Source organism: Microcoleus sp. D3_18a_C4 (assembly GCF_036702415.1).
Taxonomy (GTDB): Bacteria; Cyanobacteriota; Cyanobacteriia; order Cyanobacteriales; family Microcoleaceae; genus Microcoleus.
Map to the genome: position 1 here is coordinate 78,827 of NZ_JAUBTI010000012.1, position 17,116 is coordinate 95,942.

General features: G+C 45.2%; 15 protein-coding genes. 6 read left to right on the forward strand and 9 right to left on the reverse strand.

The features are described from left to right. Positions 1-566 precede the first annotated feature (566 nt). The gene (locus tag QUB16_RS08930) at positions 567-1,013 is read left to right on the forward strand and encodes a hypothetical protein (protein WP_333315609.1); all 447 of its coding nucleotides are present in this window, start codon (positions 567-569) and stop codon (positions 1,011-1,013) included. A gap of 139 nt (positions 1,014-1,152) precedes the next feature. Beyond that, on the forward strand, positions 1,153-1,752 hold the full coding sequence (locus QUB16_RS08935) for a hypothetical protein (protein ID WP_332944556.1): 600 nt from the start codon (positions 1,153-1,155) through the stop codon (positions 1,750-1,752). Positions 1,753-1,831: 79 nt separating this feature from the next. Here QUB16_RS08935 and QUB16_RS08940 read toward each other — a convergent pair whose 3' ends face one another. From QUB16_RS08940 to ntcA, 4 genes are all read right to left on the reverse strand, one after another. Further along, positions 1,832-2,242 carry a pre-16S rRNA-processing nuclease YqgF gene (locus QUB16_RS08940; RefSeq protein ID WP_333315611.1) on the reverse strand — a complete coding sequence of 137 codons (411 nt, stop codon included), beginning with the start codon at positions 2,240-2,242 and terminating at the stop codon, positions 1,832-1,834. A gap of 500 nt (positions 2,243-2,742) precedes the next feature. Next, the gene (locus tag QUB16_RS08945) at positions 2,743-3,867 is read right to left on the reverse strand and encodes a formylglycine-generating enzyme family protein (protein WP_333315613.1); all 1,125 of its coding nucleotides are present in this window, start codon (positions 3,865-3,867) and stop codon (positions 2,743-2,745) included. Between the two features lie 361 nt (positions 3,868-4,228). Next, complete coding sequence (locus QUB16_RS08950) at positions 4,229-5,917, reverse strand: DUF3084 domain-containing protein (RefSeq protein ID WP_333315615.1); 1,689 nt, start codon at positions 5,915-5,917, stop codon at positions 4,229-4,231. A 77-nt stretch (positions 5,918-5,994) separates the two neighbouring features. Beyond that, complete coding sequence (gene ntcA, locus QUB16_RS08955; RefSeq protein WP_006634020.1) at positions 5,995-6,660, reverse strand: global nitrogen regulator NtcA; 666 nt, start codon at positions 6,658-6,660, stop codon at positions 5,995-5,997. Between the two features lie 329 nt (positions 6,661-6,989). Between ntcA and fabI the strand changes: the two genes are divergently transcribed. Together fabI and hisB are read left to right on the forward strand one after the other, a co-directional pair. Further along, positions 6,990-7,766: an enoyl-ACP reductase FabI gene (fabI, locus tag QUB16_RS08960; protein WP_006634022.1), complete on the forward strand. Its 777-nt coding sequence runs from the start codon at positions 6,990-6,992 to the stop codon at positions 7,764-7,766. Positions 7,767-8,076: 310 nt separating this feature from the next. Next, positions 8,077-8,715 (forward strand): imidazoleglycerol-phosphate dehydratase HisB, encoded by a 639-nt coding sequence (hisB, locus tag QUB16_RS08965; protein WP_445251108.1) that lies wholly within the window; start codon positions 8,077-8,079, stop codon positions 8,713-8,715. A gap of 45 nt (positions 8,716-8,760) precedes the next feature. Here hisB and QUB16_RS08970 read toward each other — a convergent pair whose 3' ends face one another. The 4 genes from QUB16_RS08970 to QUB16_RS08985 all read right to left on the reverse strand — a co-directional run bounded on the left by QUB16_RS08970 (position 8,761) and on the right by QUB16_RS08985 (position 15,158). Next, complete coding sequence (locus QUB16_RS08970; RefSeq protein WP_333315618.1) at positions 8,761-9,711, reverse strand: PmeII family type II restriction endonuclease; 951 nt, start codon at positions 9,709-9,711, stop codon at positions 8,761-8,763. A 34-nt stretch (positions 9,712-9,745) separates the two neighbouring features. Continuing rightward, positions 9,746-10,921, reverse strand: coding sequence for a DNA cytosine methyltransferase (locus QUB16_RS08975; protein WP_333315620.1), 1,176 nt, complete (start codon positions 10,919-10,921; stop codon positions 9,746-9,748). A 49-nt stretch (positions 10,922-10,970) separates the two neighbouring features. After that, positions 10,971-11,816 (reverse strand): TdeIII family type II restriction endonuclease, encoded by an 846-nt coding sequence (locus tag QUB16_RS08980; RefSeq protein ID WP_333315622.1) that lies wholly within the window; start codon positions 11,814-11,816, stop codon positions 10,971-10,973. Positions 11,817-11,948: 132 nt separating this feature from the next. Then, positions 11,949-15,158: a glycoside hydrolase family 15 protein gene (locus QUB16_RS08985; protein WP_333315623.1), complete on the reverse strand. Its 3,210-nt coding sequence runs from the start codon at positions 15,156-15,158 to the stop codon at positions 11,949-11,951. A 111-nt stretch (positions 15,159-15,269) separates the two neighbouring features. On the opposite strand from QUB16_RS08985, the gene QUB16_RS08990 reads away from it, so the two are divergent. Continuing rightward, a complete protein-coding gene (locus QUB16_RS08990) occupies positions 15,270-15,407 on the forward strand; it encodes a hypothetical protein (protein WP_333038037.1) in 138 nt (45 codons plus the stop codon). 207 nt (positions 15,408-15,614) lie between these two features. Next, the gene (locus QUB16_RS08995) at positions 15,615-16,346 is read left to right on the forward strand and encodes a WecB/TagA/CpsF family glycosyltransferase (RefSeq protein ID WP_333315625.1); all 732 of its coding nucleotides are present in this window, start codon (positions 15,615-15,617) and stop codon (positions 16,344-16,346) included. 114 nt (positions 16,347-16,460) lie between these two features. On the opposite strand, the gene QUB16_RS09000 is transcribed toward QUB16_RS08995, so the two are convergent. After that, complete coding sequence (locus QUB16_RS09000) at positions 16,461-16,937, reverse strand: GxxExxY protein (protein ID WP_333101980.1); 477 nt, start codon at positions 16,935-16,937, stop codon at positions 16,461-16,463. Positions 16,938-17,116 lie beyond the last annotated feature (179 nt).

The window sequence follows — 17,116 nt, forward strand, 5'->3', positions numbered from 1 at the left end:
ATCTCTCTGTTCTCTGACCGAAAGCATCCAGGATACCCGCCACGTGATTCATTCCTTCGCAGACTCAGGACGGAGAAATAAAAAACCTGTATGCGATAAACAAGCCCCCGAATTTATCCGTGGGGTCAATTCTTTAATCTAAAATCTAAAATCTAAAATCTAAAATCGATTGACTCTGCGTTCTCTGCGTTCTCTGCGGTTTAATCATTCCAATGCAACCGGAATTGATATAACAGAGTCAGTTCGCGACATGGGGGCGCTTATTCCCGGTTTCTAGGAAAATCAAAGGTTTAGTAACGAGAAATATATGAAGAAACCCGGTTTCTCAGCTCAGCGTGAACAAGTCATAAAATCTTAAAAATGTCATAAATACAAGAGATTGCTTTCCTGCGATCGCATTGACATACTTATGTATTTTCACTGGTGTAGAGTGCAGAGTTCGCACCTTACTTAAACCGACGGTGTACCCTTTTCCCTGCACCTCTCACCTCTGATATTAAATATTATTAATATCCAGCAAAGATCGCTTAAGATGTAATTATATAGTTAAAACCAGGAGTGACAAGATGTTTTGTAAAGATAGAGTTAAGGGCATTAAAGGAGTAGTTCTAGTTATGGCGGGGATTAGTGCGATAGGCTTTTTGACCGCCTCAGCAGAAGCAACTGCACTAAATCAACCGATTGACCCAGTTCGGGCGATCGCACCCAACACTTTGGGCAATAATCAACCGCTGCAAATTGCTCAAGTTGAGGGATGTCCGAGGGCCCAAATGGTGCAATTTTTCGCAACGGCCAACTTTTCTATATACATTTGCAAAACCCAGGAAGGCGATATTTTTTACCGCGGCGTCAGCAAAATAAATGGCACCCAAATCAATGTCATGCAAGTAACAGCAGGTGATGACGGAAGTTATGAAGCGACTAACGGCAATATTATCTACTCGATTAACCCCGATCGCCTGCAAGTCCGCCAGAATGGTAAGGTAATTTTGACCGAAGCTGTCATTAAGTAGCACTAAGTGTTATTCAACGATCGATCGGATTAATTTAGGGTACATTTTATTAGCTGAACTCAAACAAATTGCAGATTATTTCAAAGTTAGGCATAATTATAAGAATAAAAGTCTGTATTATCAAAAGAGCTATCGGATTATGCCTTACAGTCAATTCACAATTACTAGAGCTAAAAAAGACTTTCAGTTAACTATCGTGGAGGAAACTCGGTTTTTTCCAGAGGTAGAATCAATTAATCCCAGTCCGAGATTGAGTAGCGAATTAGAAGATTTGCCTTGGACGATCGCAGTTGGTTCAGAAAAAGCCAGATCGGAAGCCATTGTCTACCCAGTTTTGCAAGAAGTCCGGCGCTTGATGAACCGCCAAATCAGTTTATTTTCGGGACGGGAATTCAATGTTGACCCCAGTTGCGATCTCACCGGATACGTGGATTTTTTAATTAGCCGATCGCCCGAACAGCTTACCGTAGAAGCACCCGCGATTGTAGTTGTGGAAGCAAAAAAAGCCGATCTGAACGAAGGTATCGGTCAATGTATTGCTGAAATGGTAGCGGCACAGCGCTTTAACGAAGCAGCAGAACACCCGATCGCCACTATTTACGGTTGTATCAGCAGCGGCACTCAATGGCGTTTTCTCAAGCTTTCAGGAACAACAGTGACGATCGACCTTACCGATTATCCACTGCTTCCGGTGGAAACCATTTTAGGATTCTTGGTGTGGATGGTTCAACAAGATTAGCTAGATTTAACTGATCCAGTAAAAAATAGGATTTCCCACGAAACCCAAAGTTTTTAGAACTTGCTTGAAAACCTCGCTGTCAACTGTCAACTGTCAACTGTTTGTTCAAATATCTTTCAATTAGGACGATCGCCACTATATCGTCCACTGGCTTCGGTGGCGTCCGCATTCCCTGGGGAATCAAGCGAGAAAGTCCAGTCGGAGGGTACATTTGCCAGTAGCGTTCCCTCGCTTCTAAACTGCTGTACCTCTCGTCCACCTGAACAATTTTTATCAAAGGCGACAAACTCTGCGTCAGTTTTTGTTTCCAACTCTTAGAAGTCGTTTGATCTCCGATTACCAATAACTCAATGGGAAACTGTTCGCACAAAGATTGAATCGTAGATATGGCTGATTCTGACTGCACAACTTGATGGTAGCAGACGCTTCTGTCTCTACCCATGACGGCGATGCCGCACTTGTCTTTACCCGGATCGAAACCTAAAATCATATTTATGAGTCCTGTGTTAATAGGTTTGTAGTTGCGATCGAGCGCCAGTCAACTCAATCGCCAACTTATATCTAATCTGACACTTGCATTCTTGAATGTCTCAAAATCTTTGCGGGCGATCGCACTTATTTTACTTGACTTTTTTGTGGGATTGACATATTATATCATCATGGGAATCCGTGCGGCCATATAATGCCTAAAATCAGAAACCGGGTTTTTGCCACAATCTTTGCTACCCCGTTTTGATTTATCGAAAAAACCCGGTTTCTTTGACTCCCCGCGCAAAAACCCGGTTTCTCTCACCCCTGTGCAGGCGGTGCGTCGCTATGAAATTGTCGATTTGATTTGCAAATTGCAGATGGCGACGCACCCTACTATTTTGAATCGCGTGCAAAGATGAGTGCAAAAAAAAATTAAAGCGCCCTGACGCACGCAAAAGGGGAAAGATGAAATAGTGCAAAGGGAAAAAGGGAAACAGGATAAAGGGCAAAGAAGAGTCCTCACAGGGAAGAGGAGAAAACCGGAAGCCGCAGCAAAGCAGCAACGCGAAAACCCAAATTCCTGTTAGAGTCGCCCCCAAGAATGTAGGATCGGTTGGCAGCACGGCAATCGACCGCATCGTAGTCCCACGAACCTCCACGACGCACTTGATTAGGACAACCGGTTGTGTCCCAAGCGCTGCCGAAAGAGGATGCGCCATTGTAGTTATCATGCCAGTAATCCTGACACAATTCCCAAACATTGCCGTGCATATCGTACAAGCCAAACCCATTTGGGGGAAAACTTCCCACCGGAGTAGTTTCTCGGCGGTCAAGTCCTTTCGGCGCAGAAGCGTAAGGATAATAGCCCTGATAATTCACTAAATCTGGAGTAATAGTTTCCCCGAAGTGAAAAGCTGTTGTCGTACCGGCTCGACAAGCATATTCCCATTCGGCCTCACTCGGCAAGTTATAGTTTTTCCCTGTTTTCTCCGACAACTGCTGACAGAAAGAGCGCACAGCCCCCCAACTTACTTTTTCTACAGGTCGTTTCGCACCTCGAAATTCCGATGGGTTATATCCCGTCACTGCTTCCCACTGTTCTTGAGTGATGGGGTATTTTCCTATATAAAAAGTTGGTATAGTTACTTGATGCTGCGGACGTTCGTGATGCCCGCTACCTGCCTCTGTTGTTGGCGAACCCATCATAAATGTGCCTCCGGGAATGTAAACCATTTCGAGCACAACTCCATTACCTAAGTCTTCTCTGAAGTAATGAGCAGAAGACTTTCTACGACTGTTTTCTTTTCCATAGGCATCGACTGTGATGACATCAAATTCAAATACAGGGAGATAGTCTTGAAACGGAGGTTTAGTCTTTAAATCATCTCTATCTTTCAGGAGTAAATAGGCAGCGAATTTCACCTGCATCGATTCATCCTGCAATGCTTGAATTATCAAATCTAAACCTGCTTCTCCATATTTCAGTGCTTCAGAGAGGGCGGCGATTCTCACTTCGACAATGGGTGAGGCTAAGCGGCTTTTAACACCGGGTATGCCTCCGAGTACCGCAGCATCTATGGGAGGAGGATTTTGACCGCCACGGACGGCATCGTATTCTCTGGGTTCATTTTGATTGTCTGACATTACACCGCACGCTCCTGCATTTTAATTGAGCAAAATTTTGTTCTGTGATGTCAATATCTCAGGGTTCGATTCTTATTTTCTTTCTTTGCGCTCTTAGCGGTGCGGTGTGTCGCTGTGAGATTATTGGTGGTGCTTCCAGATTATTGGTGGTGACACACCCTACTAATTGGGTGCGGTGCGTCGATGTGAGATTGTTGGTGGTGCTTCCAGATTTGTGGTGGCGGTGCACCTACGAATGATGTTATATGACGCCACGGATTCCCATGATTAAATGATATGTCAAGGGCGCGAAAAAGTCAAGCAAAATTGTAATTCTATCGCCCAAATTTTTTGCAATAATTCGATAAGTCGATCGCACTTATTATTTAACTTTCACATCTGGGCCGCCCGGTGGTTGTTGTCCGGTGCGAAAAACAACGACTCCGTTTTCAAGAGCAACTAAATCTATTTTAAGCGGGCCGGCGATGTAAGTGACATCTGCTGCGATCGCCTGAACATCCAGCGGTTTATCGTACTGCTGCAAGCGCTCGATAAAACCAGCTAAAGTTTCAACCTGATTGTCGGCCACTTGAACTCTACCGCCGACAACGCCGATCAGGCGAGCGCGAAATTGACAAGCTTCTATCAATTGCAGCAACTGCTGCCGCACCTGTTCGTCGGTCAAAGTCACCGGATCGACAGCAACCCCTGCAATCACATCTCCAGCCCGGAAGACAACTCGATTGATTTCTGCTTCTGCAAATACCTTAATTAGCTTTTCTTCCCGCAGGTAATTAGCGCCGGCAACAATCCGCACCACGTAGTCTTGACCGTCTTTAATCTGACTAATTAGTTGATCGATTTCTGCTTTAGTAATTTGAATAACCTGGTCCCTAACCTTGGTATTTTCCGGCTGCATGAGTCCGACGGTGGTTTTATTTGCTTCTTGCAAAAGCCGATCGATCGCGCCACTTGCCATACCGGGTTCGATAATGCGAACGACGCCAGCCGCTAAAATTTGACCGCGCCTGATGGCAACTGTACCCTCGCGAATTGCCTGAAAGTCGCGTTCCAAAATTTGCACTTGTTGCTGCAAGACAGTTTGTTGCTGTTCGAGTTGGGCTTGTTGCTGTGCCAAGGTTTCTAGGAGTGCTTCCCTCTCGGCAATTACTTTGTCGCGCTCGACAATTGTTCGATCGCGCTCGGCCAGATTTTGCACCCGCTGAGCAATTTCCTTGTCTCGCTGGGCAATTAGTTCGTTGCGATCGACAATTTCCTTGTCCCGCTGGGCAATTTCTGCGTCTCGCTTGGCAATTTCTGCGTCTCGCTGGGCAATTTGAGTTTTTACCTGCTCTCGCTGCTCGATTAACTGTTGGCGCTCTTCTTGCAGTTGGGCGATTTCCGAGCCTAAAGTCGTTTTTTGAGCAGAAACTGTTTTCAATTGGTTCTCGGTGCGATCGAGCTGAGCTTGTGTAGTCGATCGGATCGTTTCAACCAGTTTCAATTGTTCTTCGGTGCGGGATTTAGCTGCTTCCACACTGCTGAGCTGTTCTTCAGTCTGAGATTTAGCAGCTTCTACCTGACTTAACTGCTGTTCAGTTTTAGACTTGGCTGCTTGCACGCTGTTGAGCTGGGCCCGCAGCGAGTTTAATTTTGTTTGCGTCAGAGCTTGCTCAGCATTAGCTGCTTGGAGGGATTGATTAATTTGCTCTAAATTGGCTCTAGCTTGCGCTTGAGCGGCTCTGGCTTGAGCTAATTCAGTTTCAACTCGATTTTTTTCTTCAGTGGCCTGGTTGATTTCTCGGCGGGCGTTGTTGAGCCTTTTTTGAATCTCGTCTATTCTAAAAACTCCGGTTCGCAGCGGCTTGCTAGTAGCAAACAAAATGCCCAGAGTAATTGCTGACAGGATGCTGCCGGCCATCACTGTCACAACAACAGCAGTATCGCGGGGGCGAAGTTTGAATAAGCTCAACCTTGCCTTGCCGACTTTCGTCCCAAGGCGATCGCTGACAGTGGCGATCACACCCCCCAACACTAAAATTACAAATACCAGGATGTATCCAGCAGTCATTCCGATTTTAAATTTTGGATTTTGGATTTTGGATGGAATCTAAAATCCAAAATCCAAAATCCTATACTTTCTCGGCATCAAGTGAATTGCTGGCTTAGGGCGACCGGGTTGTGGACTGTGATCTTTTTCTTGTGGATCGAGATCATGGTTTCTTGTCTGAGATCCCCCAGCAAACGAGTTACAGTTACCCGTGTCGAACCGATCGCCTCGGCGATCGCTTGGTGGGACAGCTTCAAATCTATCGTAATCCCCTCTGTACCGGGCACGCCAAAATCTCGGCACAGAATCAGCAAAAAGCTGACGAGTCTCGAACCCATATCTCGGTGGGCCAGCGTTTCGATCATCATCTCGGTTTGCAAAATCCGAGACGACAGTCCCCGCAGCATCACCATCGACAATTCCGGGTCTTCCTTGAGCGCTTTCTCAACTTGTTCGATCGGCAGCGAGATCAATTCCACCGGCGTAAAGGCTACCGCGTGGTAAAACCTGTCCGATCGGTGTCCCGTAATCAGAGACAGCACCCCAAATACGCTATTTTCGCGCAGGAGGGCGACTGTAATTTCTTCACCTGCTTCGTAAACCCTGGAGAGCTTCACAGCACCTCTAATGAGAACGTAGACGCGCTCAGCCGGGTCTCCAGGGAAAAAAATTGTCTTGCCCCGTTCAAAGGTTTCCACAATGGGTGGAAACGCCCCGCCGCTGATTTGGCGGAACACGGCTGCTAGCGGTCTATCATGCGTCACGACTAGATCCTTTGTACTAATCAATACTTTATAACTTGCCGATTAACCTTATTGAGTAAATATACTGCCCAACCTCCAATATCCAACGATTCTGTTACTTCCATCTAATGTTAAGGTAAACACGCACTGTATGATTAAATCTAGCCCTTCTCTTAACTTTTTCAATTCCGCCCCCATGTAGCTCCACAGCAAAATTAATATCAATTGTGTCTCAATTGTGTCTCAATTGTGTCTGAATCAGTTAAAGCTGAATCAGTTGTGTCTAAACTGGCGGGGTTGTCGCAGAGAGCCAATGAGAACGGTGCAAGTTGCTTCTAGAAGAAATACAGATGATAGATTTGACCGGAAAAAATGCTCTTGTTACGGGCATTGCCAACAATCGCTCGATCGCCTGGGGCATCGCTCAGCAGCTCCACAAAGCTGGGGCCAACCTCGGCATAACTTATTTGAAGGACGAGAAAGGCAAGCACGAGCGCAAAGTCGCTGAACTGGTGGAACCGCTCAATCCCAGTCTGTATTTGCCCTGCAATGTCCAAGACGAGAGCGAAATTGAGTCTACTTTTCAAACCATCGCCGACAAGTGGGGCAAGTTAGATGTCCTGATCCACTGTCTGGCTTTTGCCGGCAAGGACGAACTTTCGGGAGATTTCACCAACACTTCGCGCCAAGGTTTCTCCAATGCTTTGGATATTAGCGCTTATTCGCTGGTGAGGCTTTGTGCTGCTGCTAAACCCCTGATGGCCGAGGGCGGCAGTATTGTGACCCTAACTTATTTGGGCGGCGTCCGGGTAGTTCCTAATTATAATGTGATGGGAATTGCTAAGGCGGCTTTGGAAATGAATGTTCGCTATCTGGCTGCTGAACTTGGCCCGTTAAATATTCGGGTAAATGCGATTTCTTCTGGCCCGATTCGGACTCTGGCTTCGTCAGCAGTTGGCGGTATTCTGGACATGATCCACCACGTTGAGGAAGTGGCCCCGCTGCGGCGGACGGTGACTCAGCAGGAAGTGGGAAATGCTGCGGCTTTTCTGTGCAGCAATCTCGCTAGCGGGATTACAGGTCAAGTTTTGTATGTCGATGCCGGTTACGAAATCATGGGAATGTAACAGTTGTCGAGAATGTTGAGTTATGTAGGGGCGGGTTTAGACAATAAACTTTTACTTTAACAAGTAAGTTTTATCTCGCATCTTCTTGCACCATTTTCAAGAACCTGTAGGGGCGGGTTCACCAAAAACTTTCTCCGGTGACAGACAGGTTAAATAAACCCGCCCCCACCCACCAAAAATCCCTTGATAGACATTGGTGTCTGATGTCAGTTGTATGCAGAACCAGCCCCTCGCTTGAGACTCAACACTAAAAAAATCCCGTTCTCAAATTACTAATTATCAATAACTAATGAATGACCAATTGCGAATTATGGAAATAATCGATCGCCCTTCTGTGCCTCCTGCAACTTCAGTTCAACCAGCTAGGGCCGCCTTGGTGAAACGCACGACACTAGAAACGGATGTCACGGCCAGCCTCAATCTCGACGGTGTGGGAACGTGCAAGGCGTCTACCGGGATTCCGTTTTTAGACCATATGTTGCACCAGATTGCTTCTCACGGATTGATCGATTTGGATGTGCAGGCGATCGGGGATTTGGAGATTGACGACCACCACACGAACGAAGATGTGGGAATTACCTTGGGCCAAGCCCTAGCAAAAGCTGTCGGGGATCGATCGGGCATTTCTCGCTTCGGGCATTTCATCGCACCTTTGGATGAAGCTTTAATTGAAGTAGTGCTAGACTTTTCGGGACGGCCTCACTTAAGTTACAACTTGGAAATTCCCAACCAGCGGATCGGCACTTACGATACCGAATTAGTGAGAGAGTTTTTTTCGGCTGTGGTGAACCACACTCAAATGACACTGCACATTCGACAGTTGCAGGGCGGAAATTCTCATCACATTGTAGAAGCGGCGTTTAAAGCATTTGCGCGAGCTCTGCGGATGGCAGTGGAAATCGATCCGCGGCGCGCCAGTGGGATTCCGAGTTCTAAAGGAGTTTTGTAGTATGGGGTTAGTAGTAGCGTTTGGGCGCTACTACTAACCTGTAAATCAAAATATATCTGCTATATAGTTAAAAACACCTTGACTTCCCTCGCCGTACTTTCCGATAAATTCAGCGATGATTCGATCGCTACACCTTTCTATAGCTTCATCAATAGAACTTTGTGCTAAAACTTGACTAGCCGACTGACGCAACACTTCAAACAGATTCACAGTATAGCGAGTATCTTCACTGACAAAATCCCACAGTTCTCGACCTATTAAAGTGATCATTTCCGAATTGGGCAAAATTTGCTTCAGCAAACCAAGTGTTACAGTTTTATTAGTTCTTTTACCGTAAGCTATACCAATATAAGCGCGATCGCCCTCCTGAATTTTTTCCTCAATTTTGGCAGCCCAATATACTATCTGGTCTTTATCCATATCATTCGGGCCGCTTTTTACCTGTATCCAGCATTTCTCGCCATCACTGGTAGTTTTAATTGCGTCCCATCCTGACTTGGCGGGTGGACTTTCTGCACTTTCAGAGCAAGATATCAAGAGTTTTTGAATAAAAAATCCCATTGAAGTGACAATAGACCTAGTAGCAGTCATATAAACATTGAGCCTGACCACTTCTTCGGGAGTGTCCAGATTTAACGCCCTAATTAAAAATGGGTTGGGATAAATTTTCCCTAAAGTCAAATTTTCAACCATAACTAGCTGTCGCCCAGTAAAATCTCGACAAATGCTGGCTAAAAAATTTTCAGCGATAGTAAGTTGCAGCGACAGCTTGCCTGAAGATATAAATGCTAAAATGCGTTCAATCTCATCGGGAGTAAATCTCAGCGCTCTTTTGCCCGATATGCTGCTGATGCCGTTTCTAAGTGTTTCTGCTTCTAAGTTAATAAATTCTTCTAACTCCGCAAAGTGACCGGCTAAAGATTGAGACTTTCTGGCCGGCAGTCCTACTTCTTTTTCTAAAATAAATGCTAATAATTCATGAAGTTGCTCTGACACTTTTATTTCTCCTAAACTCTGTTTGAAATATTAGTTAATTAAAGAGAGAAAGCTGTTGAATGATTTCTCGTCCTTGGACTCGCTCGCCCTTAATTACCTGACAAAGGTATTGACCGATCGCCTCTCCCAATAATACCGGAACTGCATTCCCAATTTGCCGATATTTAGAAGCAGTCGATCCATAAAAAACCCAATCATCTGGAAACGTCTGAATTCTGGCGCACTCCCTTACACTCAAAGGACGCAATTCATCGGGATGACACATATCTGTAGCCTTTTGATGAGGACTCGTGGTGACAGTAGGCGACGGTTTCTCCCACGCTAAGCGTCGATAAAAACCCACTTTACCGCCTTCAGATTTATAAGCTCCTCCCATTGCTTCTTGCTTTAATTCGCTGGGTAAATCCCTCCAGTTTTGACCGGCTGTTAACAGGCGCAAATACTTGACGCGACTTTCTGAGTAAGGGACAAATTCTGGTTGAGAATCTACTAAATTTTTTAATCCTTCTCTTAGCGTCAGCCATTTGGGTTTTTTACCAGTACCTTTCTGACTGTAACTTGGGAGCGGCAAAGTAACTGAATCATTACCTTTATAACCAATAAAAATAACTCTTTCTCTAACTTGAGGTACGCCGTAATCAGCAGTATTGAGCAAGTCATACACAACTTCATAACCAATGCGTTTCATCTCTGCCAAAATCACTTGTAAAGCTGCACCGGGCATCTCATCTGGTTCTAATGGCGGGAAATCTAAACCTCTGCGATCGTGAGGTCGATGTCGAAGCGGAGCTGACAGCAATCCCTTAACATTTTCCATGATAAAAAAGCGCGGTTTGATTTCGTCAACAATGCGTATGAAATCCATAAATAAGCTGCCGCGCGGATCGCCAACCGACCCCCGTTTTCCCGCTGTGCTGAAGGGTTGGCACGGGGGGCCACCAGTCACTAAATCTACTTCTTCAGCGCGTAGACGTCTATCTAAACCTAAGATGTGTCCGCCTTCTTGTAATAGAGTTTGGGCGCTGACTTGGCAAATATCTCTCGGTACAGCAGATAAGGATAAATGAGGACGATTTAGAGAGATTGTTTTGGTAGCATCAGGTTCAATTTCTACTAAAGTTACTGTCTGAAATCCTGCTTTTTCTAGACCTAAATCTAAACCGTAGGCTCCAGCAAAGAGGCTAATAGTTATCGGTTTGTTGTTAATCACACGTTTAAGCCTCAAGCTTAGATATTGGTGTAATGAAAATTGTACTTTACTAAAATCCAAAAGCCAGAGCATCAAGCATATACTTACCCTTCTCCCGCCCGACTTCTTGATATATATCCAAAAGTTCTTCGTAGGCAGTCTCTCCCCCTATAATATTCCAAAACTCATCTCCCATAATTACAGCTTGTTCAAAAGGCGTGTACTTCCTTGCCACTGACCATTTATAATCTGAACGATTTGGCCCGTAAGGATTGTAAGCCATAGCATAATAACATTGAGCAGCGGGGCGAGACTGTCCGCAAAGTAAATGAAATCTCAGCAGCCGTTGAATTACCTCCAAGCATTGTCCTTTGTTGGGTTTTGACCCTTTAATTTCAAAGAAAAATTTCCTCCCGTCACGGGATAGCACGTACAAATCTGCTTTGACTGTGACCGATCGCGTAACTAAATGGTTAGTTTTGGGAGCCTCAAGAACAGCTTCTATCATTTCTTCAAAAGCAGGTTTATTTGCATTTTTGTCGGCTGACTGCTCAAATAGCGCTATCTGACGCTCAATTTCATGGATAGCCTCTATGCTAACTTCGCCAGAAATTTCATAGCTTCTGCTTGCTTCTTGGTGATGTTCCAAAGCAATGAGTTTTGCACATTCTTCATAAGTTGTGCCCAAACGGCTGCTGAAACCTCTTTCAAACTCGTTAATCCGTAGCAACTCTGACGGGACGATCGCAGTTTGTAATAGTTCGGATTGCTCTGTAGAGGATTGGCCTGATAAATATGCTGCTGGAATATCAAGTTTCGCTATTAGCCGTCCTCTGTATTGATTGACAAGGTTTTCGATGAAAACTTCTAAGTATGCTTTGATGATGGCGCGTGTAATTGAGCTAATAGCTGACATTATTTTACTGCAAACATTCTGTTGACTAGACTTGTGACAAAACTGTGAGACAAAATCAAGCTTACTCCCTTATTTCTTAGTCCGCGTAGGCGGACTTCGTTTGTGTAGTTGCGGTTTCAACCGCCGAATGATCTAACCAAAATGGGTCAAGAATCGGAAAGCATCGAGTACATGACTCGCGCAAACGTAAGGCGAAGTATTGTAAAAAGCTTGCCAAGCCGCCGCTTTATCTTCGTCGTATTTACCCGCTCTTTCCGGGTGTTTTCCTTGCCAATTCAGCCGCACCGCGTGACCGACCAATACATCTAAAACGATGTATTCTTCTACTTGCAAATCTGGGTTACGCTGGGCGATCGCCGCCAACTCCATCAGCGCCTCAATATTGACTTGTCGGTATTCGGGTGCGACAATCTTATTCAGCAAATGCTCGATTTGTAGCGCAAAATTCTTTTCACCAGGGGTCATTTCCGATAATATAATATGGCTATCTAACCGATTGCGCCGTTCTAATTTGTCGCCAATTATCAAGCCTTTGCAGTGCCGCAGCAGTCCCCAAACACTCGGATAAAAATCCTTCGGTACGCGATTGACAGTACCTTCCATCTGCCGCTTCCGCCGCCATCCTCCCCCAGGCATGGTTGGTTCTTCAGAAACTGGCACTACTACCCATTCAATATCTTTTTCCGGCTGTTTGACACGCAGGGATTCTTGCTGTTTGAGAATTTGATTCATTTCCTCGTATTCTGTCAACACTTGGCGCAGGCGATTTTTGATTTCAAAGGGACTTAGTTGCATTAAATGTTCGTAAGCTTCATTTTGGGTAACTCCCAATTCGCGAGCAAACTCGCTAGTCAGCAGCAAAATAAAGTAGCTAACTCTCAGTGTCAGCAAACCTTTAAATAACTGCGGTTCGGCTTTAATTAGCAGGCCGAGGTAAATGAGAACTTCTTGAGTTAGAACTCGATCGCGAATGTCTTCTCCACAGAATTGGCGAATTTTGTCCATCACTTCCGTATAAGAACCCGGTTTCGCAATTATCGAATCTTCGCTGTAAGCTTTCCCCACAGCAATCTGTTTTTGCCGCACCAAAATGTCTGTCACCGCATCGGACAAGCTGATATCAACCTTGTCCAGCAAACCTGCGGCATGGCGGATGACTGCCCATTGGATTTTTGATTGCGAACTTTCTCCAGCTTTTGTATAAACTTCGTTGAGCAAATCCACAACTTTAACTGTTTCTTCTGCACCTCCAAATCCTGTATCAAAATTCAATCCTTTGAGGCGAACCAACGTGTGCAGCAACTCAATTTGTTCGTACAAATTTTCTGAATCCCGCAGGCTAGTTAGCAAAAATTGAGTATTAGTCTCGCACTCTAATTTAAATTCTTGCGTGTGACCCAAAGGCCAAGTTTTTTCAGGATTGTAAGTTAGATAGCTGCGCGTTTCTACTGCACCTGTCACCGGAGATTCGGTAAATTCAAAATCGTGCATGAAATCAATTCTTTCGGTGCCAGCGGTCAGCATTAACTGCTTAAGATTTCCGAGTTTAACTGGCGTGTTGTTACAGTGTCCATCCCGGAATTCCTTCATTAATTCTAACAACGCTTCCCGGCCGGTTTCCAGCATCGTGTGAGTCAGCATCAGCGTTACCGTAGGGCGTCCCAACTGATACCAGTGGTGGTGAATGTGAGCTATTTCGCTCTTGATTTGAGCTACTAAAAAATGGTAATCTAAAGTTAAGTAAAACTCTTGTCTGTTCAAAAAGGAGGGGAGAAATACGATCGCCTCTTCGCGAATTTTAAACACCCGAGAAGTTGTTAAACTCCGCAAACGGCGCACGGGGCGGCCACTTAAACCTAATTGGTCGTTGCGTCCAATTTGCGTGTAAATAGCTGATAATTCTTTAGTCTGGCGGACTTGAATTGGTTCTACCTGTTTTGGGGTTTGTGCCGCAATGCCGTTAGCAGCTAATTCTGCTTGCAAATCTTCGTCTTCAGCTAACAGTGCAATTTGCACTAAAGGTTCTCTGTGCGGGCCCACTGACAGGTGCCTTCCCAGCGGGTCGATATCGCCCACTGCGATTAATCCTTCATTTAGCAATTGACCGAGAAAATACAAACTTTGCGCCCAAACTAGGGGAATATTTTCATTGGGTAAGCGCTGCTGGCTGCGGGGATTTCGCTTTTCTGCTTCTATATTTTCGGCGGGGACGTAGTACAATTCGGGTAGTAGCGGGAAACCAGAGCGATCGACTGCTAGAGATTCCAAACGCTGCTGGTACTCTTGCACTTGAGCTTGATTTCCCTGAAATAGGCCGTCCAAGAATAAATAAGTGAAAAATAGCGGCCACTCGCATTCAATGTGCTCGAACTGCCTTAATTCTGTGGGTTCGTAGTGCAGGCGATCGGCATCTTCCAACACTGTTTGGTGTCCGTCGCGCAGAAACCGCTTGCAGCCGTAATTTCCTTGCAATTTGTCAATAATCTTATTTCGAGTCCGTTCTATTAATTCTCGATCTTCAACAGCAAAAGCCGGAAAACTAATCACGCTCAATAAAGCGGCATCTACTTCTTTTGAGCTAGATTCGCGAGGCAAAAGCGATTCCAAAGTTATGCGACTTCTGGCAATTTCGTCTGGCAAAACGTGAATCACCGATGCTTGAGAACCTTTAATCCCGAACAAATCCAACCCATTTATTGCTTCCAGCGCGGCTTTAGCCATGCCAACTGAACTGGCGTTCAATTCTGCATTGCCTCGATTGATTTTATGACCTCTTTCCCAAATGCCGTAATCCGGCGTGCGGTAGGCTCGACCGATGTAGTAAACTAAATTTTGCACGAAATTGACTTCATCTATTGTAAAAATTACGTGCAGCCCGGAAGCCGTCATTTGAGCAAGAATTAATAAGAATATAGATGTAGCGTCTAACTGTAAATGTCCCCACTGGTCATCCCCGACAACAATACTTCCCGTTTGAGTATTGTATTTAGCGTGCAGCGCATCTAGCGGCGACTGAGTATTTTTAAAATGTTCTACTTTGCTCGATTGCTGCATCATCGCAAACAGCAAGCCGCGCATCAGTTTGACTGTGCTGTGTTCGAGTTCAAAAGTCCTGCCCCGATCGCCATCAATTTTGCGGTAAGCTAAACCCAAACCCCAAACCGCGAGAATGCTGTACACGTTGTCGCGCACCCAGGCATCGGTGTAGTCGCCGTGAGCGTTAACGGCGGTACTCGCCGGCAGCAAACCTGTAATTGGGTTCTGGCGCTTGAGGATGATTGTTTTGATTTGCTCGTAGTAATAATCTAACCTGGTTTGCCGCTGGTTTTTTGCGATCGCCATTTCGTTTTCCTTGTTTTTCCTGATGCGAGTAGATTTGGGGTGAATAGACTTTTAAATATATCAGAGATTAGATTATTTCTCAAGTTATCCAAACACAAGAAGGTAATTGCCATGTCTACCCAAAACCACAATAACAACAGCGTTCCTTTCGTGAAAGTTGTCTACTCTACAGTGAAAATTAATGGTAAAATTGAGCTAGTACCGATGGAATGGTACGCCGACGGCTCTGTCAAAAAAATCGAACGCTAATGCTCGATCGCACTTGGCTGGCAAACTCTAATGAACTTGCGCGACCCGTCGCTTACAAAAAAACCGGTTTCTAGGCCACCGAACGATGACTTAACAGACTCTGGGTGGCACAAATCGGCTTTTTTGCGACCAAAACTGGTCTAGCGGCGATCGCCAATCTAAGCTAATTTAAATAACTAGGTGTGTAGGAATCTCAAAGAAAAAAATATGGATCGATCGCAGCCGCAATTTTCAGTGCTGGGACTACCAGTTCACATATTAGATGATTATGCAGGTTGGCTGATGGAGCGTCTGCATCAAGGGTTAGGAAGTCATGTGGTGACTTTGAATGCTGAAATGGCCATGCAAGCCGAGCAAAATCAGACATTAGCGGATGTAATCCGCAAAGCGGAACTCGTGATTCCCGACGGTTCGGGAGTGGTGCTGTACTTGCGGCTGCGTGGCAAACCGGCCCAGCGCTATCCGGGGATTGAATTAGCAGAATCGCTGCTGCAACAAGCCGGAAAATTGCCTGATTCGGAACCACTATTTTTCTTTGGAGGTTCCCCAGGAGTGGCGGCTGCGGCGGCCAAAACTTGGCAGCAAAAAGTTAACGGATTGTCAATTGCTTCTCAACACGGTTATCTTTCCGCAGATGAAGAGAAAGACTTCCGTGAAAGCCTCAAACAAATGCAGCCCAAACTGATTTTTGTAGGCTTGGGAGTGCCGCGCCAAGAATTTTGGATTGCCGAACACCGACACCTTTGTCCTGATTCGATTTGGGTGGGAGTAGGCGGCAGTTTAGATATTTGGGCGGGGACAAAAACCCGCGCGCCGGCTTGGTTTTGCGACAATCATTTAGAATGGTTGTATCGGCTTTATCAAGAACCTTGGCGGTGGCGCAGGATGTTGGCTTTGCCGCAATTTGCCTTGAAAGCTTTGGGGGATTTTCGAGGGTAAGTTAGGTGTAAGCACGACACTGATTTCTACACGGATCGCGACACGGATTTTTACACGGATACACGAATGAATAGAATCATCTTACTATTTGCCACTGATTAGCGCAATCTGGCTTTAAAACGGAGTCTCTTCTTGACTTCGTTTTTGAGCTTTCAGCCAGTCAGGGACAAATATCCACTGATGGTTGTCGCGAAACTCAGTAGCTTGAGGTGAGGGAAATACACGTCGCGATAGTAGTCTTCTGTCACCAAAATTCATTAATAAACCAATTGGTAAAGCCGTGTGATTCAAGTAAGTAATGACTTGTCCCAAATACTTTTTATGAAGTGTAGCGAAGGCTTTGATTTCCAGAATAACTTTGTTTTCAATAATAAAATCTGGAATGTACAAACCAAGTAATTGCTCGTTGTAGTAAACGGGAAGGTTTTTTTGTGGCTCAAAACCGATTCCCTCTTTTGTCAGTTGTTGTTCGAGTTTTTCCTGATAAATTGCTTCTTTGTAACCTGGCCCAAGCTGTCTGTGAACGGCCATACCTGCACCTATGATCCGATAAGTTAGGTCTTCATGTGGAGCCTGAATCTTTTCGCTCATTTTTTTCTGTCCAATTGTTGAGATGCTTTTTTCCTTATTTTGGCATAGCACCCAAAAAATTCACCCAGACAGAAAAAATTTTTTTCTGGAAAGCACTGCACTACACGGATTTTGACACGGATACACGGATGGTTTGACTCGTCTGAGGTTTAGCTAATTGGCTAATTTGGCTATCCTCC

Excerpts from the sequence above, each read along its gene's own strand:
- QUB16_RS08930 (WP_333315609.1), top strand. The coding sequence starts at position 567 with ATGTTTTGTAAAGATAGAGTTAAGGGCATTAAAGGAGTAGTTCTAGTT.
- QUB16_RS08935 (WP_332944556.1), top strand. The coding sequence starts at position 1,153 with ATGCCTTACAGTCAATTCACAATTACTAGAGCTAAAAAAGACTTTCAG.
- QUB16_RS08940 (WP_333315611.1), bottom strand. The coding sequence starts at position 2,242 with ATGATTTTAGGTTTCGATCCGGGTAAAGACAAGTGCGGCATCGCCGTC.
- QUB16_RS08945 (WP_333315613.1), bottom strand. The coding sequence starts at position 3,867 with ATGTCAGACAATCAAAATGAACCCAGAGAATACGATGCCGTCCGTGGC.
- QUB16_RS08950 (WP_333315615.1), bottom strand. The coding sequence starts at position 5,917 with ATGACTGCTGGATACATCCTGGTATTTGTAATTTTAGTGTTGGGGGGT.
- fabI (WP_006634022.1), top strand. The coding sequence starts at position 6,990 with ATGATAGATTTGACCGGAAAAAATGCTCTTGTTACGGGCATTGCCAAC.
- hisB (WP_445251108.1), top strand. The coding sequence starts at position 8,077 with ATGGAAATAATCGATCGCCCTTCTGTGCCTCCTGCAACTTCAGTTCAA.
- QUB16_RS08980 (WP_333315622.1), bottom strand. The coding sequence starts at position 11,816 with ATGTCAGCTATTAGCTCAATTACACGCGCCATCATCAAAGCATACTTA.
- QUB16_RS08985 (WP_333315623.1), bottom strand. The coding sequence starts at position 15,158 with ATGGCGATCGCAAAAAACCAGCGGCAAACCAGGTTAGATTATTACTAC.
- QUB16_RS08990 (WP_333038037.1), top strand. The coding sequence starts at position 15,270 with ATGTCTACCCAAAACCACAATAACAACAGCGTTCCTTTCGTGAAAGTT.
- QUB16_RS08995 (WP_333315625.1), top strand. The coding sequence starts at position 15,615 with ATGGATCGATCGCAGCCGCAATTTTCAGTGCTGGGACTACCAGTTCAC.
- QUB16_RS09000 (WP_333101980.1), bottom strand. The coding sequence starts at position 16,937 with ATGAGCGAAAAGATTCAGGCTCCACATGAAGACCTAACTTATCGGATC.